Annotated in this window: 27 protein-coding genes; 16 read left to right on the plus strand and 11 right to left on the minus strand. The window is 64.5% G+C overall.

What is annotated here, in order from left to right; all coding sequences use genetic code 11:
* Window positions 1-79 precede the first annotated feature (79 nt).
* From purD to CAG44_RS24090, 7 genes are all read right to left on the minus strand, one after another.
* Complete coding sequence (purD, locus tag CAG44_RS24060; RefSeq protein WP_075046492.1) at window positions 80-1,375, minus strand: phosphoribosylamine--glycine ligase; 1,296 nt, start codon at window positions 1,373-1,375, stop codon at window positions 80-82.
* A gap of 145 nt (window positions 1,376-1,520) precedes the next feature.
* Window positions 1,521-3,128: a bifunctional phosphoribosylaminoimidazolecarboxamide formyltransferase/IMP cyclohydrolase gene (gene purH / locus CAG44_RS24065; RefSeq protein ID WP_075046491.1), complete on the minus strand. Its 1,608-nt coding sequence runs from the start codon at window positions 3,126-3,128 to the stop codon at window positions 1,521-1,523.
* Window positions 3,129-3,209: 81 nt separating this feature from the next.
* On the minus strand, window positions 3,210-3,530 hold the full coding sequence (gene fis / locus CAG44_RS24070; RefSeq protein ID WP_012274390.1) for a DNA-binding transcriptional regulator Fis: 321 nt from the start codon (window positions 3,528-3,530) through the stop codon (window positions 3,210-3,212).
* Window positions 3,527-4,540, minus strand: a complete 1,014-nt coding sequence (gene dusB / locus CAG44_RS24075) for a tRNA dihydrouridine synthase DusB (RefSeq protein WP_085591610.1) — start codon at window positions 4,538-4,540, stop codon at window positions 3,527-3,529. The genes fis and dusB overlap by 4 nt, the downstream gene beginning before the upstream one ends.
* A 254-nt stretch (window positions 4,541-4,794) precedes the next feature.
* Window positions 4,795-6,156: a DUF3426 domain-containing protein gene (locus CAG44_RS24080; RefSeq protein ID WP_085591612.1), complete on the minus strand. Its 1,362-nt coding sequence runs from the start codon at window positions 6,154-6,156 to the stop codon at window positions 4,795-4,797.
* Window positions 6,157-6,198: 42 nt separating this feature from the next.
* Window positions 6,199-7,077 (minus strand): 50S ribosomal protein L11 methyltransferase, encoded by an 879-nt coding sequence (prmA, locus tag CAG44_RS24085; RefSeq protein ID WP_025340777.1) that lies wholly within the window; start codon window positions 7,075-7,077, stop codon window positions 6,199-6,201.
* 249 nt (window positions 7,078-7,326) lie between these two features.
* The gene (locus CAG44_RS24090; RefSeq protein ID WP_075046487.1) at window positions 7,327-7,782 is read right to left on the minus strand and encodes a MaoC family dehydratase; all 456 of its coding nucleotides are present in this window, start codon (window positions 7,780-7,782) and stop codon (window positions 7,327-7,329) included.
* A 143-nt stretch (window positions 7,783-7,925) separates the two neighbouring features.
* Here CAG44_RS24090 and CAG44_RS24095 point away from each other — a divergent pair, with 143 nt between their 5' ends.
* From CAG44_RS24095 to CAG44_RS24105, 3 genes are read left to right on the plus strand one after another with little or no spacing between them, the layout of a single operon-like run.
* The gene (locus CAG44_RS24095) at window positions 7,926-8,288 is read left to right on the plus strand and encodes a CidA/LrgA family protein (RefSeq protein ID WP_084785276.1); all 363 of its coding nucleotides are present in this window, start codon (window positions 7,926-7,928) and stop codon (window positions 8,286-8,288) included.
* Window positions 8,285-9,001 (plus strand): LrgB family protein, encoded by a 717-nt coding sequence (locus tag CAG44_RS24100; RefSeq protein WP_025340774.1) that lies wholly within the window; start codon window positions 8,285-8,287, stop codon window positions 8,999-9,001. The genes CAG44_RS24095 and CAG44_RS24100 overlap by 4 nt, the downstream gene beginning before the upstream one ends.
* A 9-nt stretch (window positions 9,002-9,010) precedes the next feature.
* Complete coding sequence (locus CAG44_RS24105; RefSeq protein WP_025340773.1) at window positions 9,011-9,601, plus strand: LON peptidase substrate-binding domain-containing protein; 591 nt, start codon at window positions 9,011-9,013, stop codon at window positions 9,599-9,601.
* 120 nt (window positions 9,602-9,721) lie between these two features.
* Here CAG44_RS24105 and CAG44_RS24110 read toward each other — a convergent pair whose 3' ends face one another.
* Window positions 9,722-11,038, minus strand: a complete 1,317-nt coding sequence (locus CAG44_RS24110; protein ID WP_025340772.1) for a bifunctional DedA family/phosphatase PAP2 family protein — start codon at window positions 11,036-11,038, stop codon at window positions 9,722-9,724.
* A 3-nt stretch (window positions 11,039-11,041) separates the two neighbouring features.
* The gene (locus CAG44_RS24115; protein WP_085693133.1) at window positions 11,042-11,710 is read right to left on the minus strand and encodes a DNA-3-methyladenine glycosylase; all 669 of its coding nucleotides are present in this window, start codon (window positions 11,708-11,710) and stop codon (window positions 11,042-11,044) included.
* A gap of 329 nt (window positions 11,711-12,039) precedes the next feature.
* Here CAG44_RS24115 and CAG44_RS24120 point away from each other — a divergent pair, with 329 nt between their 5' ends.
* The 13 genes from CAG44_RS24120 to CAG44_RS24180 all read left to right on the plus strand — a co-directional run bounded on the left by CAG44_RS24120 (window position 12,040) and on the right by CAG44_RS24180 (window position 24,364).
* On the plus strand, window positions 12,040-13,311 hold the full coding sequence (locus CAG44_RS24120) for a glutamate-5-semialdehyde dehydrogenase (protein WP_025340770.1): 1,272 nt from the start codon (window positions 12,040-12,042) through the stop codon (window positions 13,309-13,311).
* Window position 13,312: 1 nt separating this feature from the next.
* On the plus strand, window positions 13,313-13,972 hold the full coding sequence (gene nadD / locus CAG44_RS24125) for a nicotinate-nucleotide adenylyltransferase (RefSeq protein WP_085614813.1): 660 nt from the start codon (window positions 13,313-13,315) through the stop codon (window positions 13,970-13,972).
* 43 nt (window positions 13,973-14,015) lie between these two features.
* Window positions 14,016-14,435 carry a ribosome silencing factor gene (gene rsfS / locus CAG44_RS24130; RefSeq protein WP_013974359.1) on the plus strand — a complete coding sequence of 140 codons (420 nt, stop codon included), beginning with the start codon at window positions 14,016-14,018 and terminating at the stop codon, window positions 14,433-14,435.
* A gap of 10 nt (window positions 14,436-14,445) precedes the next feature.
* A complete protein-coding gene (rlmH, locus tag CAG44_RS24135) occupies window positions 14,446-14,913 on the plus strand; it encodes a 23S rRNA (pseudouridine(1915)-N(3))-methyltransferase RlmH (RefSeq protein WP_003249722.1) in 468 nt (155 codons plus the stop codon).
* Window positions 14,914-14,929: 16 nt separating this feature from the next.
* Window positions 14,930-16,819 (plus strand): penicillin-binding protein 2, encoded by a 1,890-nt coding sequence (mrdA, locus tag CAG44_RS24140; RefSeq protein ID WP_025340768.1) that lies wholly within the window; start codon window positions 14,930-14,932, stop codon window positions 16,817-16,819.
* Between the two features lie 38 nt (window positions 16,820-16,857).
* A complete protein-coding gene (gene rodA, locus CAG44_RS24145) occupies window positions 16,858-17,961 on the plus strand; it encodes a rod shape-determining protein RodA (RefSeq protein WP_015271941.1) in 1,104 nt (367 codons plus the stop codon).
* Window positions 17,962-17,978: 17 nt separating this feature from the next.
* Complete coding sequence (gene mltB, locus CAG44_RS24150; protein ID WP_085663631.1) at window positions 17,979-18,989, plus strand: lytic murein transglycosylase B; 1,011 nt, start codon at window positions 17,979-17,981, stop codon at window positions 18,987-18,989.
* Window positions 18,989-19,990, plus strand: coding sequence for a septal ring lytic transglycosylase RlpA family protein (locus CAG44_RS24155; protein ID WP_046613225.1), 1,002 nt, complete (start codon window positions 18,989-18,991; stop codon window positions 19,988-19,990). Before mltB ends, CAG44_RS24155 begins: the two co-directional genes overlap by 1 nt.
* A gap of 172 nt (window positions 19,991-20,162) precedes the next feature.
* Window positions 20,163-21,323 carry a D-alanyl-D-alanine carboxypeptidase family protein gene (locus CAG44_RS24160; RefSeq protein WP_025340765.1) on the plus strand — a complete coding sequence of 387 codons (1,161 nt, stop codon included), beginning with the start codon at window positions 20,163-20,165 and terminating at the stop codon, window positions 21,321-21,323.
* Window positions 21,324-21,396: 73 nt separating this feature from the next.
* Entirely contained in the window at window positions 21,397-21,672 is a 276-nt protein-coding gene (locus CAG44_RS24165) for a DUF493 domain-containing protein (protein WP_003249736.1), read from the plus strand.
* The gene (lipB, locus tag CAG44_RS24170; RefSeq protein WP_013974352.1) at window positions 21,672-22,319 is read left to right on the plus strand and encodes a lipoyl(octanoyl) transferase LipB; all 648 of its coding nucleotides are present in this window, start codon (window positions 21,672-21,674) and stop codon (window positions 22,317-22,319) included. The genes CAG44_RS24165 and lipB overlap by 1 nt, the downstream gene beginning before the upstream one ends.
* Window positions 22,320-22,321: 2 nt before the next feature.
* Window positions 22,322-23,338, plus strand: coding sequence for a lipoyl synthase (gene lipA / locus CAG44_RS24175; protein ID WP_085693128.1), 1,017 nt, complete (start codon window positions 22,322-22,324; stop codon window positions 23,336-23,338).
* Window positions 23,339-23,425: 87 nt separating this feature from the next.
* Complete coding sequence (locus CAG44_RS24180; protein ID WP_085693129.1) at window positions 23,426-24,364, plus strand: LD-carboxypeptidase; 939 nt, start codon at window positions 23,426-23,428, stop codon at window positions 24,362-24,364.
* A 132-nt stretch (window positions 24,365-24,496) separates the two neighbouring features.
* Here the strand turns inward: CAG44_RS24180 and CAG44_RS24185 are convergent, their stop codons facing one another.
* Together CAG44_RS24185 and arfA are read right to left on the minus strand one after the other, a co-directional pair.
* Window positions 24,497-25,813 (minus strand): lytic murein transglycosylase, encoded by a 1,317-nt coding sequence (locus CAG44_RS24185; protein ID WP_085693130.1) that lies wholly within the window; start codon window positions 25,811-25,813, stop codon window positions 24,497-24,499.
* A 60-nt stretch (window positions 25,814-25,873) separates the two neighbouring features.
* Window positions 25,874-26,038, minus strand: a complete 165-nt coding sequence (gene arfA, locus CAG44_RS24190; RefSeq protein WP_003257578.1) for an alternative ribosome rescue factor ArfA — start codon at window positions 26,036-26,038, stop codon at window positions 25,874-25,876.
* Window positions 26,039-26,094: the final 56 nt, after the last annotated feature.

Consider the following 26,094-nt stretch of genomic DNA (forward strand, 5'->3'; position numbering starts at 1 on the left):
AGGCCCCTCGGGGCCCTGTCGACGAGCCGGATGCCGCAGGCGCAAGGTGCTGGAGCGCGCTGCGGCAGCCCGGTACAACTTACTGCTGGTGCTCACCGCGCTCGCGGGCGATGGCCCGGTAGCCGATGTCGGTGCGGTAGAAGCTGCCGTTCCAGCTTACTTCCTTGGCCAGGCGGTAAGCCTGCTGCTGCGCGTCGGCAACGGTGCTGCCCATGGCGGTGGCACACAGCACGCGGCCGCCGTTGGTGGTCACCTTGCCATCCTTCAGTGCGGTACCGGCGTGGAACACCTTGCCTTCGATCTTCGCGGCAGCGTCCAGGCCATTGATCACGTCACCCTTGGCGTAGTCGCCCGGGTAGCCGCCGGCAGCCAGTACCACGCCCAGGCTCGGGCGCGGGTCCCACTGTGCTTCGACCTTGTCCAGCGCCTTGGCGAATGCGGCCTCGACCAGCAGCACCAGGCTCGACTCCAGGCGCAGCATGACTGGCTGGGTCTCAGGGTCGCCGAAGCGGCAGTTGAACTCGATGACCTTGGGGTTGCCCGCCTTGTCGATCATCAGGCCGGCGTAGAGGAAGCCGGTGTAGACGTTGCCTTCCTCGGCCATGCCGCGCACGGTCGGCCAGATCACCTGGTCCATCACGCGCTGGTGCACTTCGGCGGTGACCACCGGGGCAGGGGAGTAGGCACCCATGCCGCCGGTGTTCGGGCCGGTGTCCTGGTCGCCGACGCGCTTGTGGTCCTGGCTGGTGGCCATGGGCAGCACGTTCTGGCCGTCGACCATGACGATGAAGCTGGCTTCCTCGCCGTCGAGGAACTCCTCGATCACCACGCGGGAGCCCGCATCGCCGAAGGCGTTGCCGGCCAGCATGTCACGCACGGCGGCTTCGGCTTCTTCCAGGGTCATGGCGACGATCACGCCCTTGCCCGCGGCCAGGCCGTCGGCCTTGATCACGATCGGCGCGCCTTTTTCCTGCAGGTAGGCCAGCGCCGGCTCGATTTCGGTGAAGTTCTGGTAGTCGGCGGTCGGGATCTTGTGACGCGCCAGGAAGTCCTTGGTGAAGGCCTTGGAGCCTTCCAGCTGGGCCGCGCCCTTGGTCGGACCGAAGCAGTCCAGGCCGCGGCTGCGGAACAGGTCGACCACACCGATGACCAGCGGTGCTTCCGGGCCGACGATGGTCAGGTCGACGTTCTTCTCGGCGAAGTCAGCCAGTTGCTCCAGGGCGCACACGTCGATGGCGACGTTCTCGCACTTGGCTTCAATGGCGGTGCCGGCGTTGCCCGGGGCAACGAAGACTTTCTCCACGCGTGGGTCCTGGGCGACTTTCCAGGCCAGGGCGTGCTCACGGCCGCCGCTGCCGATGATCAAAACTTTCATGTCAAAACCTCGATTCAGGTGATCCCGAGGCTGGTGGGGAACGCTGTGGGAGCGGGCGTGCCCGCGAATGCGGCGGTGAATTCACCATCGTATTCGCGGGCACGCCCGCTCCCACAGGATCGCCGCTTGCCCGGGATCCGCGTAATTAGTGGCGGAAGTGGCGCATACCGGTGAAGACCATGGCGATGCCGGCTTCGTCAGCAGCAGCAATCACCTCGGCATCACGCATCGAACCACCCGGCTGGATCACGGCGCTGATACCCACTTTAGCCGCATTGTCGATGCCGTCACGGAACGGGAAGAACGCGTCCGACGCCATGACTGCGCCCTGCACCTGCAGGCCGGCATGCTCGGCCTTGATTGCAGCAATGCGCGCGGAGTTGACGCGGCTCATCTGGCCGGCGCCGACGCCGATGGTCTGGCGCTGCTTGGCGTAGACAATGGCGTTGGACTTGACGAACTTGGCCACTTTCCAGGCGAACACCAGGTCGTGGATCTCTTGCTCGGTAGGCGCACGCTTGGTGACGATCTTCAGGTCATCGGCGGTGATCATGCCGATATCGCGGCTTTGCACCAGCAGGCCACCGTTAACGCGCTTGAAGTCCCAGCCGGCAGCGCGCTCGGCTGGCCACTCGCCGCATTCCAGCAGGCGTACGTTCTGCTTGGCGGCAACCACGTCGCGGGCAGCCTGGGAGATTTTCGGGGCGATGATCACTTCGACGAACTGGCGGTCGACAATGGCCTTGGCGGTTTCGCCGTCCAGCTCGCGGTTGAAGGCGATGATGCCGCCGAACGCCGACTCGGTGTCGGTGGCATAGGCCAGGTCGTAGGCCTTGCGGATGCCGCCTTCGTCTTCAGGTACCACGGCCACGCCGCATGGGTTGGCGTGCTTGACGATGACGCAGGCCGGCTTGACGAAGCTCTTCACGCACTCCAGTGCGGCGTCGGTGTCGGCCACGTTGTTGAACGACAGTTCCTTGCCCTGCAGCTGGATGGCGGTGGAAACGCTGGCTTCGCCTTTTTTCGCTTCCACGTAGAACGCCGCGCTCTGGTGCGGGTTCTCGCCGTAGCGCATTTCCTGGGCCTTGACGAACTGGCTGTTGAAGGTGCGCGGGAATTCGCTGCGGTCTTCAGTGCTCAGGGTCTCTTTGGCCTGATCGATGGTGCCCATGTAGTTGGCGATCATGCCGTCGTAGGCGGCGGTGTGCTCGAACGCCTTGAGCATCAGGTCGAAGCGCTGGGCGTAGGTCAGGCCACCGGCCTTGAGGCCTTCGACGATGCCGGCGTAGTCGCTGGCGTTGACCACGATGGCCACGTCCTTGTGGTTCTTGGCAGCCGAACGGACCATGGTCGGGCCGCCGATGTCGATGTTCTCGATGGCGGTCGGCAGATCACAGCCAGGCTTGGAAATGGTGGCTTCGAACGGGTACAGGTTGACTGCTACCAGGTCGATCGGCTTGATGCCGTGCTCGTTCATGATGGCGTCGTCGGTGCCGCGACGGCCGAGGATGCCACCGTGGATTTTCGGGTGCAGGGTCTTGACCCGGCCATCCATCATTTCGGCGAAGCCGGTGTAGTCGGCCACTTCCACCGCGTTGACGCCGTTGTCCTTGAGCAGCTTGTAGGTGCCGCCGGTGGACAGGATCTCGACACCGAGCTGCTGCAGCTCACGGGCGAATTCGAGGATACCGGTCTTGTCGGAGACGCTGATCAGGGCGCGGCGGACTGGCAGGCGGGTAGTCTGGTCGGTCATTTCGGGTTCCAATAACGCGGTGGAGTCAGCAAAAAAGGCGCCTCTGTTCAGGGAGCCGCCTTTTCTGGTTGGGATTCTGGCTTACAACAAGTCGTACTGCTTGAGCTTCTTGCGCAGGGTGCCTCGGTTCAGCCCGAGCATCTCGCTGGCCTTGGTCTGGTTGCCCTTCACGTAGTTCATCACGCTTTCGAGCAGGGGCGCCTCGACTTCGGAGAGCACCAGGTTGTACACGTCCGTCACGGTCGCGCCTTCCAGGTGGGCGAAGTAGTTGTGCAGCGCCTTCTCGACGCTGTCGCGAAGGGTCTGGCCCTCTTCGCTCGGCGTGTTGAGGTGCTGTTTCAGGTTGGCGTTGTCGCTCACGGGCGTTGTTCCACTCACAAATGTCTCGGTCATCATCGTCATGCGGCCACCCCTTGTCCGTCCTCTGTCTCAAGGCTCTGTCGACGTTCGCTGAAAAACGCGCGAACGTTGGCGCACTGCGCTTGTGTGTCTTCCAAAGCGTTGAACCGGGAGCGAAACTCCTTGCCGCCGGGTCGTGTTGCCAGGTACCAGCCAACGTGCTTGCGGGCGATACGTACGCCCATCACATCGCCATAGAAGGCATGCAGCGCGGCCAGGTGCTCCAGCAGGATGCGTTCCACTTCTTCCAGCTGCGGCGCTGGCAGGTGTTCGCCAGTGCGCAGGTAATGCTCGATCTCGCGAAAGATCCATGGCCGCCCCTGGGCGGCCCGGCCGATCAACAGGCCATCTACCCCGGTGGCGTCCAGCACCGCCCGGGCCTTTTCTGGCGAGGTGATATCGCCGTTGGCAAAAACCGGGATCGACACCGCCTGCTTGATGGCAGCGATGGTGTCGTATTCGGCTTCGCCGGTGTACAGGTCGGCGCGTGTGCGGCCATGCACCGCCAGCGCCTGGATGCCGGCCTGCTCGGCGATCCTCGCCACGTTCAGGCCGTTCTTGTTCGCCCGGTCCCAGCCGGTGCGGATCTTCAGGGTCACCGGGACGTCCACGGCGCCGACCACGGCGTGGAGAATCTCGCTGACCAAGGCTTCATCTCTCAATAAAGCAGAGCCTGCGGCTTTGTTGCAGACTTTTTTTGCCGGGCAGCCCATGTTGATATCAATGATCTGGGCGCCTGCTTCGACGTTGGCCTTTGCCGCCGCTGCCATCATCTGCGCATCACCACCGGCGATCTGCACCGAGCGTGGCTCGGGATCACCTTCATGGATGCGGCGCAGGCTCGACTTGCGGCTGTTCCACAGGCTCATGTCGCTGGAGACCATTTCCGACACTACCATGCCGGCGCCCAGGCGCTGGCAAAGTGTACGGAAAGGCTGGTCCGTGACCCCGGCCATGGGCGCGAGGATCAGGTTGTTACGTAGTGTGTATGGGCCGATGCGTACCGCCGACATAGGTGATCCCTGTTGTGGGGCCGAATCTTGGAGTTCGAAAAAGGGTTGGCATGATACCCGCTCTCGGTGACCGGATAAAGATGGATTTGGATAAAATCTGAACAGTTGTCGGCTTATGACATTTGGTATGGGGGAGGATCCAGGACCTTGCGCGGCCCCTGTGGGAGCGGGCGTGCCCGCGAAGCAGGCGGCGCAATGGATGGCGCGGGCTTCGCCCGTGTTCGCGGGCACGCCCGCTCCCACAGGGTTGGTGGTTATTCCGGCGAACGGAAGCTCAGGCTGTAATTGACGGCCTTCGGCCCCGGGTCGAGGATGTCCAGGGCGATGTGGATCGGGGTCTGGCTGGGCATTTCGCCGCGCCCGGCCAGTTCGCCGGACAGGTATTCGCTGGGCTTGAAGCGACGGCTGGCGATCAGCTGGCCATTGAGGTCGGCGAAGCGCAGTTCCAGCAGCGGGAACGGCTGGGCGAACGGCGCGCGGTTGTAGATGATCGCATCGACGATCAGTGCGCCCTTGAAGTCCGGGTGGCTGCGTACCACCAGGTTGCTGCTCTTGATTCGGGCGATATCGACGCGGGTCGGGACTTCGCAGCCGACCAACGGGCAGACTTGCTGGAAGAGCGGCCGGTACTGGTCCTGGCGGGCCATTTCATCGAAGTGGAACCACACGTACTGGAACGCCAGCAAGCCAGCGGCCAGCAGGGTCAGGAAGCCCCACAGCAGGCGCTTGCCCCAGTTGGGTGCGGGCTTTTCCCAGCCCAGTTGCAGCGGGTCGTCGACCACGTCGACCAGCGGCTCCTTGCGCGCCGGGCGCTCGGCTTTGCCGGCAAGGCCTGGTTCCAGGCGTTCGCCGGGCAGCGGCTCGACAGGCTCGTCATCGCGCGCCGACAGGTGCAGCTCCAGCGGCTCGTCGTCGCGGGCGCTCAGGCCCTGTTCCGGGGCTTCATCATCGCTGGCACGCAGCGGTTCGTTGAATTCGGGGTGGTCATCGATTTCGACGGCACGGTGTACCGGTGGCTCGTCGTCGATGTCCAGGTCCAGATTGCCGCCTAGCGTCGGCTCGGTACGCTCGCCAGGGGCGGGCTCCAGGTCCAGCTCCAAGGGCTCCGGCTCCCGCAGCACGGGCGCGGTTTCTATCGCCGGTTGCGGTTCGAACGGTTCATCGGTAGCCGTACCGAACAGGTCGTCGGCATGTTCGTCCGGGTGCAGTTCGTCACGCCGCGCCTGCAGGCCGTCATCCTGGCTGGCCGGGCGAGCCGTGGCCGGTTGGCCGCGGCGCTCCAGGCGCTCCAGTTCCATGTCGAGGTCGAGCGCGTCCAACGCCTGGTTGGTGAGCGCCCAGTCCTCGTCCGGGGTGGTGCCGGGTTCGCTGGCGACAGGCTCGGGTGCGATCACCGGTTCGGCCAGCGGATCGGCAGGAACGGCAGGCATCGGTGCCGGCACAACAGGTGCGCTGGCTCCGCCGGCGCGGTTCTGCTCCAGCAGCTGCTTTGCGGCGTTGAACACCTGCAGGCAGTGGCCGCAGCGCACTACACCGCGGGCCACGCTCAACTGGTGGTGGGTGACGCGAAAGCTGGTCTGGCAATGCGGGCACTGGGTGACGAAACTGTCGGTCATGCGGCAATCCGGGAGCTGTGCAGAAAAGTATTCTAGGCCCGCTTAACGGCGGCGACCACTGATGCGCACCCAGCCGTCGCGCACGACGATCGGGTCCAGCTCGAAGTCGGCGGCATAGGCCGCGGCCACTTCCTCACCCTGCTCGGCGAGGATGCCCGACAGCGCCAGCAGGCCACCTGGGCGGACCAGGCCGGACAGTTGCGGTGCCAGCGACACCAGCGGGCCGGCGAGGATGTTGGCGACCAGCACGTCGGCCTGCATGGCCGGCATGTGCTCGGGCAGGTACAGCGCCAGCTTCTCATCGGCGATGCCGTTGCGCTGGGCGTTGTCGCGCGAAGCCTCGATGGCCTGCACGTCGATGTCGGTACCGACCGCCTCACGGGCGCCCAGCAGCAGCGCGGCGATGGCCAGAATGCCCGAGCCGCAGCCGAAGTCCAGCACCTGGGTGCCTTCGAGTTGCTGGCCGTCGAGCCATTCCAGGCACAGGGCGGTGGTCGGGTGGGTGCCGGTGCCGAACGCCAGGCCCGGGTCGAGCAGCAGGTTCACCGCGTCCTGTTCCGGGGCCTCGTGCCAGCTGGGCACGATCCACAGGCGGCGGCCGAAGCGCATCGGCTGGAAGTTGTCCATCCAGCTGCGTTCCCAGTCCTGGTCCTCGATCACCTCGGCCTGGTGCTCGGGCAGCTCGGCGCCGGTCAGCAGGCGCAGGTGGGCGAATACCTGCTCAGGATCGGCATCGGCCTCGAACAGGGCCAGCAGGTGGGTGTGCGACCACAGCGGGGTGGTGTTGAGGTCTGGCTCGAAGATCGGTTGATCCTCGGCGTCCATGAACGTGACCGAGACGGCACCCACTTCGAGCAGGGCATCTTCGTAGGTTTCGGCTTGTTCCGGGCTGATGGCCAGGCGTACTTGCAGCCAGGGCATGGCGGGCACCTTTGGTAAATCGACAGGGGCAGCCCTAGGCTGCGCGAAGGCTGGCAGTTTACGCGAGTGCGGTGGGTTTGTAGAGGAGGCCAGGCACGGACATCGTTGGGGCTACTGCCTTGCACAACATTGAAATCCTGGCATGCACCCTGTGGGAGCGGGCGCGCCCGCGAACACGGGCGAAGCCCGTGCCATCCACCGCGGTGCTTGCTTCGCGGGCATGCCCGCTCCCACAGAAACTGTGGTGTATCAGACAAAACAGAGGGAAAGCGACTCAGCTATATAAGCAGGTTTTTCTTCTCCCTCGATTTCCAGCGTGGCAATCGCCTTGAGCAACCATTGCCCCGGCCTCTTCTCCGTCACCTCGGCCAAATCCACCTTCAGTCGCACCTGGCTGTCGACCTTGACCGGCTGGATGAACCGCACACTGTCCAGTCCGTAGTTCACCACCATCTTCAGCCCTTCCGGCAGGACCAGGATGTCCTCGATCAGCTTGGGAATCAGCGACAACGTCAGGAAACCGTGGGCGATCGTGCCGCCAAACGGGGTTTTCGCCGCCTTTTCCGGGTCGACATGGATGAACTGGAAATCGCCCGTGGCTTCGGCGAACAGGTTGATGCGTTGCTGGTCGATCTTCAGCCAGGCCGAGTGGCCCAGTTCCTTACCAACGTACTGCGAAAGCTCTGTAACCGGTACATGGGGCATCGCGGACTCTCCAGGTTGTCAGTTGGTACGAAAGTGCAAGATCAGCACGGCGAACCGTTTCAGTCAAGTTGCGCGCTTTTCGACGAATATCGGTATATGGCGGCACGTGCTTATAATGGCGGCCATGCCCGAGGGAGATGCTTATGCTGTTGCGTGGTTTGACCTGGCTGGTGCTGTTCCAGCTGCTGGGGACGGCGATCAACCACCTGTTGGTGCCGTTTTTGCCGGGGCCGATCATCGGCCTGTTGCTGCTGTTGTTCTTCCTCATGGCCCGTGGTGAGGTGGGCAAGCCGCTGAACGAGGCCGCCAGCAGCCTGCTGCGCTACCTGCCGCTGTTGCTGGTGCCGCCAGCGGTGGGGGTGATGGTGTATGCCAGGGATATCGCCGCCGACTTCTGGGCCATTGCCGGTGCCTTGCTGATCTCCTGCCTGGTGACCCTGGTGTTCGTCGGCGTGTTGATGCAAAAGCTCATCCACCGCCAGGGCCGGCGCGAGGAGCAGCCATGATGCTCGACTGGCAAGGCGCACTGGATGCGGTCGTTCATCATCCCTTGTTCGGTATCGGCATCACGCTTGGGGCCTACCAGGTGGTGCTGGCGGCCTACGAGAAGACCCGCTGGATCTTCCTGCAGCCGGTACTGGTGTCGATGCTGCTGGTGATCGGCGTGTTGCTGGTGTGTGGCATCGACTACCGCGAATACCGCAAGAGCACCGAAATCATGAACATCCTGCTGGGGCCTGCCACCGTGGCCCTGGCCGTGCCGCTCTACCTCAACCTGCGGCGTATCCGGCAGCTGTTCTGGCCCACATTTACTACGCTGGTAGTCGGAGGCCTGTTCGCCACGCTGTGCTGCCTGTTGCTGGGCTGGTGGTTCGGTGCCGAGCACATGATCCTGATGACCATGGCGCCGAAATCGGTGACCTCGCCGATCGCCATGCTGGTGGCCGAGCAGATCGGCGGCGTGGCGGCCCTGGCGGCGGTGTTCGTGTTGATTACCGGGGTGATCGGGGCAATCTTCGGCCCGGCGCTGCTGAGCCGTTTTGGCGTGCATAGCCCCGAGGCACGCGGCATGTCTCTGGGCGTGACCGCGCACGCGGTGGGCACTTCGGTGGCCCTGCAGGAAAGTGACGAATGCGGCGCCTTTGCCGCGTTGGCGATGAGCCTGATGGGGGTGGCCACGGCGGTGTTCCTGCCGCTGGCGGTCAGCCTGGTGGCTTGAGGACTTGTGATGACGCTACCGCTGTTTCCCCTCAATACCGTGCTGTTTCCTGGTTGTTTCCTCGATTTGCAGATTTTCGAGGCACGCTACCTGGACATGATCGGGCGCTGCATGAAACGGGGCGAAGGTTTTGGTGTGGTGTGCATCCTGGAAGGCGAGCAGGTCGGCAAGGCGCCGCCGGTGGTTGCCTCGATCGGCTGCGAGGCGGTGATCCGTGACTTCGTGCAGCAGGATAACGGCTTGCTGGGTATCCGCGTCGAAGGTGTGCGGCGCTTCAACCTGGAAAGCACCGAGGTGCAGAAGGACCAGTTGCTGGTGGGGCAGGTGCAATGGCTGCCGGAGCAGGCGGACAGCCCGTTGCTCGAGGCGGACGAAGACCTGCTGGCGCTGCTGGTGGCCCTGGGCGAACACCCGATGGTCGAAGCCCTGGACATGCCGCGCCCGGTGGACGGGCGCCAGGCGTTGGCCAACCAGTTGGCGTACCTGCTGCCGTTCATGGAAGAGGACAAGCTGGATTTGCTGACCCTCGACTCGCCACAGGAGCGGTTGGGGGAAATCCAGAAGCTGCTGGAGCGGATTCAGGGAGAGCTGTTTGCCTGAAGTGCTGTGTTGCCTATACCAGCCTCTTCGCGGGCTTGCCCGCTCCCACAGAGATAGCGCCCTCTCGGGCCGGTACCTGTAGGAGCGGGCAAGCCCGCGAAGAGGCCGGTACAGGCGACATCAATATTGATACCGCAGCAAAGCCTGCGGCAGCGCATGCATGGCAAAGAACGCCAGCAATGCGACACACGCCGGCAACACCAGCCACCACACCCGCAGCGGCAAGGCTGGCAGGGTCTGGTGACGCTGCACCAGTGCCAGGCTGAGCGCGCACACACAGCACGCCAGCAAGGCCCCGGCGAGGATGTCGGTCGGCCAGTGCGCCCCCAGGTACACCCGTGACAGGGCAATCGCCAGCGCTGGAATACAGCCCAGCATCACCCAGGTCAGGCGCATCCGCGGCGGCTGCCCGCGCCCGGCCAGCACCGCCATCACCAGAAAGAACGCAAACGACGCCGAACTGTGCCCGCTGGGCATGCTGTAGCTGGTCAGCGGGTCACTCAGCACTTCCGGGCGGGCCCGGGCGAACAGCCACTTCAGCGTGCCGTTGGCAAGCGCCGTACCCATCAGCGCGCCCGCAGCGAACATGGCATGCCGCCACTGCCGGGCAAGCAGCAGCAGGCCCGTCAGCAGGCCGCCGAGGAACAACTGGGTGCGGAAATCGCCCAGCCGGGTCACCAGCACCACGGCGCCATCGATGGCCTGGCTGCGGTGTTCCTGCACCAGTGTCATCACGCCCTGGTCGAATTCGTGCAGGTAGGGCCAGCCGAGGAAGACCCCGGCCAAGGCCAGGAAACTCATGCCGGCGATCAGCCGGGTGCCGTGGCGTTGATCGCGAATGCTGGTGTTCAGGCTCAGCCCGATGATGACAGCCAGGGTCCCGGCGATGATCCCGGCATCCAGCCAGAAGCCTTCCGGCAAGGGCAGGCGCATGGCCGCGCCGGTAGCCCAGCCGGGCAGCAGGTAGGCCACCGCCCAGCCGGCACCGGCCACCAGGCTGACGGCGATGAAGCGCGGCAGTGGCATGTCGAACATGCCGGCGACCATCGGCAGCATCGGCCGCAGCGGCCCGATGAAGCGGCCTACCAGCAGGCTGGCGATGCCGTAGCGCTGGAAGTAGGCCTCGGCACTGCCGATCCATTCCGGATGGTGGCGCAGCAGGGGCAGGCGGCGGATATTCTGGTGGAAGTACTTGCCCACCGTGTACGACAAGGCATCGCCCACCAGGCCGCCGAGAAAGCCCAGCAGCAGCGTTTCGCCCAGGCTGAAGGCGCCGCTGCCGGCCAGTACCGCGACCGCGAACAGCAGCACGGTGCCTGGCACGATGATGCCGGCAATGGCCAGGCACTCGATGCAGGCCACCAGGAAAATTGCCAGGCCAAGCCACTGCGGGTTGGCGCTGAGCCAGCCGGTCAGGCTGTCGAGCCATTGGCCCATGGTTCAGCTTCCTTGTTCGAGAATGAAGAAGTCGCGGCCTTCGACTTGGCCACGACGTAACGGGTTCCGCGTACAGAAACGGGCGTATTCGGCATCGACGAAACGGTAGGGCAGGTGCTCGTCGCGGCCATGCGTGATGCCCAGGCGGGTGGCCTGGATCACCCGTGGCACGACGTTGCCGCAATCTTCCACGTACAGGCGCTCGGCGTCGAAACGCTGGGCGTCCCAGTGCGGCACCTTCAGGCCCAGGGCCCGGCACAGCAAGGTCTGGCCGGCGCACAGGCGCTCGGCCGGGCGGAGGTTGCCGCTGGCATCGGGGTTGTTCAGTTGCATCTGTGCCAGGCTGTTCGGCCCCGAGCGGGCGTCCTGCCAAGGATAGGCCGACTTGATCAGCACCGCGTTGCCCGGCCCGTGGGCGCTGAAGTTCAGCGAGTCGCCGCCGCGCGCGTAGTACATATAGATGTGCCCGCCATCGAGGAACAACGCCTTGCGTTTCTCGGTGTAGCCGAGCGAGGCGTGGCTGCCTTTGTCGGTGAGGTAGTAGGCCTCGGTCTCGATGATGCGCGCGGCCAGCCACAGGTCGCCGTGGCGATGGCGGATGACCTTGCCCAGCAGGGCCTTGGCCAGGGTCTGGGCGTCGCGGTCGAAAAAGCTGTCGGGCAAGGCTGGCATGCGGGCGGTTCGCGGTTGGGAGGCGGGGATGATAGCAATGAATGGCTTAATCGAGGCTGAATCGAGTGGGATGTTGGCAGTGCCGGCCCTTTCGCGGGCTCGCCCGCTCCCACAGGTACCTCGGAGGTCCCAGGCCTTGTGCAATCCCTGTGGGAGCGGGCGTGCCCGCGAAAAGGCCGCAACAGATGGTGGGTTTTTCGATAACCCCGGTTACATCTTTCCTACACAATGCCCCCAGCCATTTTCTACCATCCGCCACCCGCCGCTGGGCGTACACCTGCGCGGCAGTTATAATCAGCCGATTTCCCCTTCGCCAAGACACCGAACCCATGACTGAGTCCGTTCTTGACTATATGACCCGCCTGGGTCGCGCTGCCCGTGAGGCTTCCCGGGTGATCGGCCGTGCCAGCACCGCGCAGAAGAACCGCGCCCTGCAAGCTGCCGCCGATGCACTGGACGCCGCTCGTGCCGAGCTGACCGCTGCCAACGAGCTGGACCTGGCCGCCGGCCGTGCCAACGGCCTGGAGCCGGCGCTGCTCGACCGCCTGGCGCTGACCCCGGCGCGTATCGACGGCATGATCACCGGCCTGCGCCAAGTGGCCAGCCTGCCGGACCCGGTCGGTGCCATCCGCGACATGAGCTACCGCCCATCCGGTATCCAGGTTGGCAAGATGCGCACGCCGCTGGGGGTGATCGGGATCATCTACGAGTCGCGCCCGAACGTGACCATCGATGCCGCCAGCCTGTGCCTGAAGTCGGGTAACGCGACCATCCTGCGTGGCGGCTCCGAAGCCATCCACTCCAACCGCGCCATCGCCACCTGCATCCAGCGTGGCCTGGCCGCCGCCGGCCTGCCGGCAGCCGTGGTGCAGGTGGTCGAGACTACCGACCGCGAAGCCGTGGGCGCGCTGATCAGCATGCCGGAATTCGTCGACGTCATCGTGCCGCGCGGTGGCCGTGGCCTGATCGAACGCATCAGCCGCGATGCTCGCGTGCCGGTGATCAAGCACCTGGACGGTATCTGCCACGTCTACGTCAGCCAGCACGCCGACCTGGACAAGGCCTGGCGCGTGGCGTTCAACGCCAAGACCTACCGCTACGGCATCTGTGGCGCCATGGAAACGCTACTGGTCGACCAGCAGGTGGCCGAGCGCTTCCTGCCGGAAATGGCCCGCCGCTTCCAGGAGAAGGGCGTCGAATTGCGTGGCTGCGAGCGTACCCGGGCGATCATCGACGCCAAACCGGCCACCGAGGCCGACTGGCACACCGAGTACCTGGACGCGATCCTGTCGATCCGTGTGGTCGACGGCCTGGACCAGGCCATCGAGCACATCAACCACTATGGCTCGCACCACACCGATTCGATCATCAGCGAACACCAGGGTGAAGCCCGCCAGTTCATGGCCGAGGTCGACTCGGCGTCGGTCATGCTCAATACCCCGACCTGCTTCGCCGACGGCTTCGAGTACGGCCTGGGTGCGGAAATCGGCATTTCCACCGACAAGCTGCATGCCCGTGGCCCGGTCGGCCTGGAAGGCCTGACCTGCGAGAAGTACGTAGTGATCGGCGACGGCCAGCTGCGCGGCCAGGAGTCCTGCTGAGTTGAGCAAGGCCCAGGCAGTCCGGCGCATCGGCATTCTTGGCGGCACCTTCGACCCCGTGCACATCGGCCACCTGCGCAGCGCGCTGGAAGTGGCCGAGTTCATGGGGCTGGACGAGCTGCGCCTGCTGCCCAACGCCCGGCCGCCACACCGCGACACCCCGCAGGTGGCCGCGCAGGACCGCCTGGCCATGGTGCAAGGCGCCGTGCAGGGCGTGCCCTGCCTGAGCGTGGATGCCCGTGAGCTGGCGCGCGACAAGCCGTCGTACACCATTGACACGCTGGAATCGATCCGCACCGAACTGGGCGCCAACGACCAGCTGTTCCTGGTGCTGGGCTGGGATGCCTTCTGTGGCTTGCCCGGCTGGCACCGCTGGGAAGAATTGCTGCAACACTGTCACATCCTGGTGCTGCAACGCCCGGATGCCGACGTAGAACCCCCTGACGAGCTGCGCAACCTGCTGGCTGCGCGCTCGGAGAGCGATCCCACCGCCATGTCCGGCCCGGCGGGAAACATTTCGTTCGTCTGGCAGACGCCGCTTGCGGTGTCGGCTACACAGATCCGACAGCTGCTGGCCAGCGGCAAATCGGTGAGGTTCCTGGTGCCGGACGCCGTACTGGCCTACATCGAGGCGCACGAACTGTATCGTGCACCTAACTGACGGTGCCTCTGGCGCCTCATCCAACGAGTTGAACGAGTTTTATATGACCAAGCAGAAAATCCACGGCGAAGAACTGGTCGCCCTGACCAAGGCAGCGCTGGAAGACGTCAAGGCCCAGGACATCCAGGTCATCGACGTGCGCGAAAAGCACAGCCTGACCGACTACATGATCATTGCCACCGGTACCTCCAACCGCCAGATCAACGCGATGCTGGAAAAGGTCCGCGAAGCGGTCAAGGCCAAGGGTGCCCAGCCACTGGGTGAAGAAGGCAAGGGCGACAGCGACTGGGTGCTGCTGGACCTGAACGACGTCATCGTGCACATGATGACCGCCGCTGCCCGCCAGTTCTACGACCTGGAGCGCCTGTGGCAGGGTGCCGAGCAAAGCCGTGCCGCCGATGGCAAGCACCACAGCCCGGACCATGCCCATGAGTACTCCGACAAGCTCAAGGACCGGGAATAAGGAAAGCGCTGTGCGTCTGCGCCTGATCGCGGTCGGCTCGCGCATGCCGAAGTGGGTCGAGGAAGGCTGGCATGAATATGCCAAGCGCCTGCCCGCCGAGCTGTCGCTGGAGCTGGTGGAAATCCCGCTGAACACCCGTGGCAAGAATGCCGACGTCGCCCGCCTGATCCGTCAGGAGGGCGAGGCCATGCTGAGCAAGGTTCAGCCCGGGGAACGCATCGTCACCCTCGAGGTCCATGGCAAGCCGTGGAGTACCGAGCAACTGGCGACCGAGCTGGACCGCTGGCGCCTGGATGCGCGCACGGTGAATTTGATGGTGGGCGGCCCGGAAGGCCTGGCGCCCGAGGTCTGTGCGCGCGCCGAGCAACGCTGGTCGCTGTCGCCGCTGACCTTGCCGCACCCATTGGTAAGGATACTCATCGGCGAGCAGATCTACCGCGCCTGGACCGTGTTGTCCGGGCATCCTTACCATAAATGAGCCTGTAAGCAGTCCGATGTCGCAGCCGATCCGTCTCAAGGACCACGAGAAAGACGCCCGCCTGGTGCGCAACCGCGTCGTGGTCGGCGCAGTGGCGATCATGCTGCTCATTTGCGTGCTGATCGCGCGGCTGTACTACCTGCAGGTCATCCAGCACGACTATCACTCGACGCTGTCGGAGAACAACCGGGTGCATGTGCAGCCGATCCCGCCGACCCGCGGGCTGATCTTCGACCGCAACGGGGTGATCGTCGCCGACAACCGGCCCAGCTTCAGCCTGTCGATGACCCGCGAACGTGCGGGTAACTGGCAGGAAGTGCTGGATACCATCGTCGAAGTGCTGGAACTGACGCCCGACGACCGCGCCCTGTTCGAGAAGCGCATGCGCCAGGGCCGCCGGCCGTTCGAGCCGGTGCCGATCCTGTTCGAACTCAACGAAGAGCAGATCGCCCGCGTGGCGGTGAACCAGTTCCGCCTGCCGGGCGTGGAAGTGGTGGCCCAGTTGGTGCGCCATTACCCGCAGGGCGCGCACTTCGCCCATTCGGTGGGGTATGTGGGGCGGATCAACGAGAAAGAGCTGAAAACCCTCGACCCGGTGAACTACAGCGGCACCCACCACATCGGCAAGACCGGCATCGAACGCTTCTACGAAGCCGACCTGCATGGCCAGGTGGGCTACGAGGAAGTCGAGACCAACGCCCGTGGCCGTGTGCTGCGGGTGCTCAAGCGTACCGACCCGAAACCGGGCAAGGACATCGTGCTGAGCCTGGACATCAAGCTGCAGGAGGCCGCCGAGGCCGCCCTGGGTGGCCGGCGTGGTGCGGTGGTGGCGCTCGACCCGCGTACCGGCGAGGTGCTGGCGATGGTCAGCCAGCCCAGCTTCGACCCCAACCTGTTCGTCACCGGCATCGGCTTCAAGGCTTATGCCGAACTGCGCGACTCGATCGACCGACCGCTGTTCAACCGCGTGCTGCGCGGCCTGTACCCGCCAGGTTCGACCATCAAGCCGGCGGTGGCCATCGCCGGCCTGGACAGCGGCGTGGTCAATGCCGGCAGCCGGGTGTTCGACCCGGGCTACTACCAGCTGCCCAACTACGACCACAAATACCGTAACTGGAACCGCTCGGGCGATGGCTGGGTCGACCTGGACACCGCGATCATGCGCTCCAACGACACCTACTTCTATGACCTTGCCCACAAGATGGGCATCGATCGGCTGTCCAGCTACATGAACAAGTTCGGCATCGGCCAGCGGGTTTCCCTCGACATGTTCGAGGAATCCGCCGGGTTGATGCCGTCGCGCGAATGGAAGCGCGCCACCCGCCGCCAGGCCTGGTTCCCCGGCGAAACCCTGATCCTCGGCATCGGCCAGGGCTACATGCAGACCACGCCGCTGCAACTGGCCCAGGCCACTGCGCTGATCGCCAACAAGGGCGTGTGGAACCGCCCGCACCTGGCCAAGACCATCGAAGGCCAGCCGCCGGTGGACGACAACCCCATGGAAAACATCGTGCTGCGTGACAAATCCGACTGGGCCAAGGTTACCCATGGCATGGAGCAGGTGATGCACAACGCCCGCGGTACCGCACGCAAGGCGGCCATCGGCTCGCAGTACCGCATTGCCGGCAAGAGCGGTACCGCCCAGGTGGTGGCGATCAAGCAGGGCGAGAAGTACGACCGCAACAAGCTCCAGGAGCGCCACCGCGACCACGCCCTGTTCGTCGCCTTCGCCCCGGCCGAGGACCCGAAGATCGTGGTTTCGGTGATGGTCGAGAACGGTGAGTCCGGCTCGGGCGTCGCCGCCCCGGTGGTGCGCCAGGTGATGGACGCCTGGCTGCTTGACGAAAACGGCCGGCTCAAGCCCGAGTTCGCGCCTGCCACCGTTACCCAGGAATCAGCCCTGTGATGAACAATTTCGATCGCATGCTCTCCAGCGAGGATGTGATGCGTCGGCGCGCCAGCTTTCTGCAGCGCATCCACGTCGACGGCCCTTTGCTGATCATTCTGCTGACCCTCGCGGCCGGCAGCCTGTTTGTCCTGTACTCGGCCAGTGGCAAGAACTGGGACCTGCTGCTCAAGCAGGCCACCTCGTTCGGCATCGGCCTGGTGTCGATGTTCATCATCGCCCAGCTGGAGCCGCGCTTCATGGCCCGTTGGGTGCCGCTGGCCTACCTGGCCGGGGTGCTGTTGCTGGTGGTGGTGGACGTGATGGGCCACAACGCCATGGGCGCCACGCGCTGGATCAACATCCCCGGGGTGATCCGCTTCCAGCCCTCGGAGTTCATGAAGATCATCATGCCGGCGACCATCGCCTGGTACCTGTCCAAGCGCACGCTGCCGCCGCATCTGAAGCATGTGGCGATCAGCCTGGTGCTGATCGGCGTGCCGTTCATCCTGATCGTGCGCCAGCCCGACCTGGGCACGGCGCTGCTGATCCTCGCCTCCGGGGCTTTCGTGCTGTTCATGGGCGGGCTGCGCTGGCGCTGGATCCTCAGCGTGCTGGCAGCTGCGGTGCCAGTGGCGGTGGCGATGTGGTTCTTCGTCATGCACGACTACCAGAAGCAGCGGGTACTGACCTTCCTCGACCCGGAAAGCGACCCGTTGGGCACTGGCTGGAACATCATCCAGTCGAAGGCGGCGATCGGCTCGGGCGGTGTGTTCGGCAAGGGCTGGCTGCTCGGCACCCAGTCGCACCTGGACTTCCTGCCGGAAAGCCACACCGACTTCATCATTGCCGTGCTCGGCGAGGAATTCGGCCTGGTCGGCATCTGCCTGCTGCTGATCGTCTACCTGCTGCTGATCGGCCGTGGCCTGATGATCACCGCCCAGGCGCAGACCCTGTTCGGCAAGCTGCTGGCTGGCAGCCTGACCATGACCTTCTTTGTATACGTGTTCGTCAATATCGGTATGGTCAGCGGCCTTCTGCCCGTGGTGGGCGTGCCGCTGCCCTTCATCAGCTATGGCGGAACTTCGTTGGTGACGCTGCTGTCAGCGTTTGGCGTTCTGATGTCGATCCACACGCACCGCAAATGGATCGCTCAGGTTTGAATAAGGTGAAGAATTTCATGCAAGCAGTGCGTAACTGGGCTGCCCGTTGTGCGCCGTGGATCGGCGCGGTGGGCCTGTTCGGCGCTGTACAGCTGGCCCATGCCGGCGATTACCAAGGCTCGCCCCAGGTGGCCCAGTTCGTTGGCGAAATGAGCCGCGACCATGGCTTTGCCCCTGAGCAGCTGATGGGTGTGTTCAGTGAGGTGCAGCGCAAACAGTCGATCCTCGACGCCATTTCGCGCCCGGCCGAACGGGTAAAGCCGTGGAAGGAATACCGGCCGATGTTCATCACCGACGCGCGCATCGCCCGCGGTGTGGACTTCTGGCGCCAGCACGAGGCGGTGCTGGCCCGTGCCGAGCAGGAATACGGCGTGCCGGCGCAGTACATCGTCGCCATCATCGGCGTGGAAACCTTCTTTGGCCGCAACACCGGCAACTACCGGGTGATCGATGCCTTGTCGACCCTGGGCTTCGACTACCCGCCACGGGCCGAATTCTTCCGCAAGGAGCTGCGCGAGTTCCTGCTGCTGGCCCGTGAGGAGCAGCTCGACCCGCTGACGCTCAAGGGCTCCTACGCCGGCGCCATGGGCCTGCCGCAGTTCATGCCGAGCAGCTTCCGCAACTTCGCGGTGGACTTCGACGGCGACGGCCACATCAATATCTGGAACAACCCGGACGATGCCATCGGCAGCGTGGCCAGCTACTTCAAGCGCCACGGCTGGGTGGCCGGCGAAGGTGTGGTCAGCCGTGCCTGGGTGGACGGTGGGCGCGCCGACGAAGGCCTGACTACCGGCATCGAGCCGGTAAAAACCGTTGGGGAGTTGCGCACGCTTGGCTGGTCGGTCCATGATTCGCTGCGCGATGATCTGCCGGTTACCGCCTTCCGTCTCGAGGGCGACAATGGCCCCGAGTACTGGATGGGCCTGAAGAACTTCTACGCGATCACTCGCTACAACCGCAGCGTGATGTATGCCATGGCGGTGCATCAGCTATCGGAACAGCTGGTTCAAGCACGGGGCGTCAAGTAATGCGCGCAATCTTCTCTGGCAACTCTTTCAAGCTGCTCACCTGCCTCGCCGTCGGCGTGGTGCTGGCCAGCTGTTCGTCCAACCGCCCGTCCCAGCAAAGCAGTGGCAACGTGGTGCGCACCCAGCCGGGCCTGGACATCAACCGGGCGCACAAGGACGGCGCGCCGTGGTGGGACGTGGATGTGAACAAGATCCCCGACGCCACGCCAACCGTGCACACCGGCAACTACAAGGCCAACCCGTACACGGTGCTGGGCAAGACCTACTACCCGATGCAGGACTCGCGCAACTATCGCGCGGAGGGCACCGCGTCGTGGTACGGCACCAAGTTCCACGGCCAGAACACCGCCAACGGCGAGCTGTACGACCTGTACGGCATGAGCGCGGCGCACAAGACCCTGCCGCTGCCGGCCTACGTGCGGGTGACCAACCTGGCCAACGGCCGCAGCGTGATCCTGCGGGTGAACGACCGTGGGCCGTTCTATTCGGACCGCATCATCGACCTGTCCTATGCCGCGGCGAAAAAGCTCGGTTACGCCGAGATCGGTACCGCGCACGTGCGCGTCGAAGGCATCGACCCGCAGCAATGGTGGGCCCAGCGTGGCCAGACGCCACCGATGGTGCTGAAAGAGCCGCAGGTGGCCCAGACCCAGGCAATCCCGGCCAGTACCGGGCGCGTCGAGCAATGGACCCCGCCGCCCCAGCAGCATGCGGCGCCGGTGGTGCCGGTGCAGGTGGCTGGCAACAACGTGCCGGCCGGCAGTGGCGGCAGCTTCCTGCAGGTGGGTGCCTTCGCCAACCCGGACGCCGCCGAACTGCTGCGCTCCAAGCTCAGCAGCATGGTCAGCGCGCCAGTGTTCATCAGCTCGATCGTGCGCAACCAGCAGACCCTGCACCGCGTGCGCCTGGGGCCGATCAACAGCCAGGGCGAGATCCAGCAAGCGCAGGACAGCATCCGCCTGGCGAACCTTGGGCAGGCCAAGCTGGTCACAGCTGACTGACCGCGTTGCCTTCTTCGCGGGCGCGGGCATGTACAATGTCGGCTTTTGCCCGCAGCGACATAAAGCCGCACTTTGCGAGCCTGGCCTACGGCCACAAAAACTAGACTGACTGGCGCTGGGCACATGATCTTGCCCAGGGAACATCAGACCATTAGCGATTTTCGAGAGACGGATGAACATCACCAACCTTGCCAAACGACTTTGCCTGCCCGTACTGCTGATGATCACGCCTGCCGCCTTCGCGGCTGAGCAGATGACGCCGGCGCCACCGCAACTGGCAGCCAAGTCCTACGTACTCATGGATGCGTCCAGCGGCAACGTGCTGGTCGAGAACAACGGTGACGAGCGCCTGCCGCCAGCCAGCCTGACCAAGCTGATGACGGCCTACATCGCCACCCTGGACATCCGTCGCGGCCAGATCGGTGAAAACGACCCGGTTACCGTCAGCGAAAACGCCTGGCGTACCGGCGGTTCGCGCATGTTCATCAAGGTGGGCAGCCAGGTGACCGTCAGCGACCTGCTGCACGGCATCATCATCCAGTCCGGCAACGACGCCTCGGTCGCCCTGGCCGAGCACATCGCCGGTAGCGAAGACGCCTTCGCCGACATGATGAACAAAACCGCTGCCGACCTGGGCATGGGCAACAGCCACTTCATGAACCCGACCGGCCTGCCGCACCCGGAGCACTACTCGTCGGCCCACGACATGGCTACCCTGGCCCGTGCGATCATCAACGTCGACCCGGCCCACTACGCCATCTACTCGCAGAAAGAGTTCTTCTGGAACAACATCAAGCAGCCAAACCGCAACCTGCTGCTGTGGCGTGACAAGACCGTCGATGGCCTGAAGACCGGCCACACCGACGAAGCCGGCTACTGCATGGTGGCTTCGGCCGTTCGCGATGGCCAGCGCCTGATCGCCGTGGTGTTCGGCACCAACAGCGAGCAGTCGCGTGCTGCCGAAACCCAGAAGTTGCTGACCTACGGCTTCCGCTTCTTCGAAACCCAGACCTTCTACCAGAAGGGTACCGAGCTGACCAAGTCGCCGGTCTGGAAGGGCGCGACTGGCGAAGTGAAAGCCGGCCTGGCCAACGACCTGACCCTGACTATGCCTAAAGGCCAATTGAAGCGCCTTCAGGCTTCGATGACCATGAACCCGCAGCTCACCGCGCCAATCGCCAAAGGTGACGTGATCGGCAAAGTGGAAGTCAAACTGGACGAGAAAGTGGTTCACAGCGCCGACCTGATCGCCCTCGATGGCGTCGAGGAAGGTGGTTTCTTCCGCCGTATGTGGGATAGCATCCGTCTATTCTTCTACGGGTTGTTCAACTGATACGTGACCTGCATGCCCCCGCGTATCCTGCGGGGGCGTTGTTGCTGCCACGGCTTACGAGGCCGTTTCCGCCATGAGCGAACCAGACGTCAAGTCGCACAAGATCGAATTCCCCTGCGACGATTACCCGATCAAGGTCATCGGTGACACCGTTGTCGGCTTCAAGGACACGGTGATCGAGATCCTGAGCAAGCACGCCAAGGTCGACCTTTCCACCCTGGCCGAGCGCCAGAGCAAGGAAGGCAAGTACACCACCGTGCAATTGCACATCGTTGCCGAAAGCGAGAACCAGCTGCACGATATCAACAGCGCCCTGCGCGCTACCGGCATCGTGAAAATGGTGCTCTGATGTCCGCCTGCCTCGGTTTTCGCGAGCTTGGCCTGCAGCCCTACGAACCGGTGCTGGAGGCCATGCGTCGCTTCACCGAGCAGCGCAGCCCGGACAGCCAGGATGAAGTCTGGCTGGTCGAGCACCCCGCGGTCTTCACCCAGGGCCAGGCCGGCAAGGCCGAGCACCTGCTGGTGCCGGGCGACATCCCGGTGGTGCAGACCGATCGCGGTGGCCAGGTGACCTACCATGGCCCCGGGCAGCTGGTGGCCTACCTGCTGCTGGATGTGCGCCGGCTGGGCTTTGGCGTGCGTGAGCTGGTCAGCCGTATCGAGCAGACCCTCATCGACCTGCTCGCCAGTTACGATGTCCAGGCCGCGGCCAAGCCCGATGCCCCGGGCGTCTATGTCGACGGAGCGAAAATCGCCTCCCTCGGCCTGCGAATCCGCAACGGCCGTTCGTTCCACGGCCTTGCCCTGAACGTGGACATGGACCTTGCGCCATTCCGCCGAATCAACCCCTGCGGCTATGCGGGGCTGGCGATGACCCAGCTGCGCGACCTGGCAGGTCCGATCGAACTCGACGAGGTCAGGACAAGGCTGCGCGGACAGCTGGTCAAGCACCTCGACTACGCTGAGCAGACGACCCTCACGGGCGGAATCGACTGAATATGACAACTGTGCAAGAAGCCGTGCCGAACCTGATACCTACCCAGGATGCCACCCCGCGCCCAGCGCCGAAGAAGGTGGAAGCCGGGGTCAAGCTGCGTGGTGCCGAAAAGGTGGCGCGCATCCCGGTGAAGATCATCCCCACCGAAGAGCTGCCGAAGAAGCCCGACTGGATCCGCGTGCGTATCCCGGTGTCGCCCGAGGTAGACCGCATCAAGCAGATGCTGCGCAAGCACAAGCTGCACAGCGTATGCGAAGAGGCATCCTGCCCGAACCTGGGCGAGTGCTTCTCCGGTGGTACCGCCACCTTCATGATCATGGGTGACATCTGCACCCGTCGTTGCCCGTTCTGCGACGTTGGCCACGGCCGGCCGAAACCACTGGACCTGGACGAGCCGAAGAACCTGGCCATCGCCATCGCCGACCTGCGCCTGAAGTACGTGGTGATCACCTCGGTGGACCGCGACGACCTGCGTGACGGTGGTGCCCAGCACTTTGCCGACTGCATCCGCGAAATCCGTGCGCTGTCGCCGGGCGTACAGCTGGAAACCCTGGTGCCTGACTACCGTGGGCGCATGGATATTGCCCTGGAGATCACCGCGCAAGAGCCGCCGGATGTGTTCAACCACAACCTCGAGACCGTACCGCGCCTGTACAAGGCCGCACGCCCGGGTTCGGACTACGACTGGTCGCTGGACCTGCTGCAGAAGTTCAAGCAGCTGGTGCCGCACGTACCGACCAAGTCGGGCCTGATGCTCGGCCTGGGCGAGACCGACGAGGAAGTGATCGAAGTGATGCACCGCATGCGCGAGCATGACATCGACATGCTCACCCTCGGCCAGTACCTTCAGCCGTCGCGCAGCCACCTGCCGGTGCAGCGTTTCGTCCACCCGGACACCTTCGCCTGGTTCGCCGAGGAAGGTTACAAGATGGGCTTCAAGAACGTCGCTTCCGGCCCGCTGGTGCGTTCCTCGTACCACGCTGACCAGCAGGCTCACGAAGCCAAGATCAAGCTCTGAGCCAAGCACAGAGCCACGCATGCCGATGCGCGCCGAAGGGCGGCATCGGCATTTTTGTTTGTGCCACACGCGCTGCAAGGAGCCGCGATGAATTGCGCCGAAACCTTCCAACCCAGCCTGCCCGCCGCGCTGCCGCGTGATGCCTGTTTTGCCATTGTCGCCCCGGCGGGCGCGGCGCGGCTGGATACGCACAAGGTCAACCAGTGGTTCGTTGATCGAGGCTACAGTTGCCGCATCTACCCGGGTGCCCTTCAGGCCCAGGGCTATCTGGCGGGGCCGGACCGGCAGCGGTTGCAGGACCTGCATGATGCCTTTGCCGACCCGGCCATCGACGCCATTCTGTGCATGCGTGGGGGTTACGGCAGTATGCGCCTGCTCGACCAGCTCGATTTCGAACTGATCCGGCGCAACCCCAAGCCGCTGATCGGCTACAGCGACATCACCGCGCTGCACACGGCGATCTACCGGCATACCGGGCTGCTCACCTTCCATGGCGGGATGCTCAATGCCGACCTGCTGGGGGCCAAGTTGCCACCGACCGAGACTTCGTTGCTGGCGCAGCTGGGTGGGCATGTGCGGGCAGGGGAGCAGATCGTGCACCCTGCTGAATTCGCCTTGAGCAGTGTGCTGCATGGGGTGGCCAGCGGGCCGCTGCTGGGCGGCAACCTGTCGATGCTGGGCGCGACCCTGGGGACGATTGCCGAGCTGGATACGCAGGGTTGCATCCTGTTCATCGAGGACGTCAACGAGCCGCTGTACCGGGTGGATCGCTTGCTGACCCAACTGCGCCTGGCGGGCAAGCTGGAGGGGGTGAAGGGTGTGCTGGTGGGGGACTTTGCCGGGATTACCACTGCGGCGTTGACGCCCCTGCTGGAGGATATCTTCGCACCGCTGGGTGTGCCGGTGCTGGCCGGGTGGCGCAGTGGGCATTGTGACCCGAATGTGTGCTTGCCGCTGGGGGCTCGCGTAAGGCTGGACAGTGTTCAGCAGACACTGTTGCTGGAGCAGGATCTGTTCACGGCGTGAGATTGTCGGGGCTGCTTTGCAGCCCATCGCCGGCAAGCCAGCTCCCACAGGTCCAGCGCAGTCTGTCAGGCCTGTGATATCCCTGTGGGAGCTGGCTTGCCGGCGATGGGCCGCACAGCGGCCCCAAAATGCTCACGGCTGACGCAGGCTCTCGAGCAGCTTGTGGGTCGGATACCCATCCGCCGGCCACCCCAACCCCTGCTGGGCATTGCGGATCGCCTTGCGGGTATTGGCGCCAATGATGCCATCGGCATTGCCGGCTTCGTGCCCATTGCTGTTCAGCAGGTTCTGCAGCTCCATGCGCTCGCTGCGGCTGAGCGGCAGGTCTTCTTTCGGCCAGCTGCCGGCAATGAAGCCCCAGCCCGTGAAGCGATCACCCAGCAGGCTTACCGCCAGCGCATAGGACGACGAATTGTTGTACTTGAGGATGGCGCGGAAGTTGTCCAGCACCAGGAACGCCGGGCCGCGCGCGCCCGCTGGCAGCAGCAGGGCGGCAGACAGCTGGTTGCTGCCCACTGGCAACTGGGTACCGGCAGGCAGTTTCACGCCCATCGCCAGCCACTCGCTCACCGGCTTGCGCAGGGCGCCATCGGCCTGCCAGTAATCGAAACCAGGCGGCACCTGTACCTCGAAGCCCCACGGCTGGCCACGTTTCCAGCCCGAGCTCTGCAGATAGTGCGCGGTCGAGGCCAGGGCGTCTGCCGTGCTGTTCCAGATGTCGCGTCGGCCATCGCCGTCGAAGTCCACGGCATGGGTGTTGTAGGTGGTCGGGATGAACTGGGTCTGGCCCATGGCGCCGGCCCACGAGCCACGCATGGCCTCAGGCTGGATGTCCCCATGCTGGATGATCTGCAGCGCAGCGATCAGCTGGTCCTGGGCGAACTGCGGGCGGCGGCCTTCATAGGCCAGGGTAGCCAGCGAGCGGATCACCGACTTGTTGCCCTGGAACTGGCCGAAGTTGCTTTCCATGCCCCATACCGCGACCAGCACCTGGCGATCGACGCCATAGCGTTGCTCGATGCGGGTCAGCAGTTCGGCGTTCTGCTCCAGCAGCTTCTTGCCGTTGCGTACACGCAGGGGCGACAGGGCGCCTTCGAGGTATTCCCATACCGGGCGGGTGAATTCCGGCTGGCTGCGATCGGCCTTGATCACGTCCATGTCGGGGGTGACGCCGAGGAAGGCACGGTCGAAGGTGTCCTGCGAAATGCCTGCTTGCAGGGCTTGCTGGCGAAAGCCTGCTTGCCATTGTGCGAAGGTTTGCAGAGGCTGGATTTCAGTGCTGGTGTCGGGCGTCGTGCCGGGCAGGGTCACCACCGGGGCGGGCTGGGCGGGGGCCAGCGGCAGGGCATCGGCGGCAGTGGGCTTTTCTGCGCAGGCCACGAGCAGGATGAAACTGGAGGCCGCGATCAGCTGACGGGTTTTCCAGCGGGGGAGAAGACTGAGGAGCATTCACAGATCCAGAATTGCAGGTCAGGTGACGACCATACCATGCCTGCGCTTTCGATGCTTTCATGCAGCCAAAAAGTAGGAAGCCTCCCAATCTCTCGATTGGAAGGCTTCGCGGCGGTAGCTGCCTTTGCCCTTGTTCGGCTGTTCCTGGCGGCAGCGGAACAGCGGTTGGGCGATGATCGACTTGGCCTTGTTGGGGCCGTGCTTTTTCGGCTTTTTGCTCATGGCGGGGTTCCCGGGTTGGGTGGGTTTCGCGGCGCACTGTAGGGCTTGGGGCAGGG

Origin of the sequence: Pseudomonas sp. B13(2017) (assembly GCF_002113245.1) — a bacterium.
GTDB classification, from domain to species: domain Bacteria; phylum Pseudomonadota; class Gammaproteobacteria; order Pseudomonadales; family Pseudomonadaceae; genus Aquipseudomonas; species Aquipseudomonas putida_Z.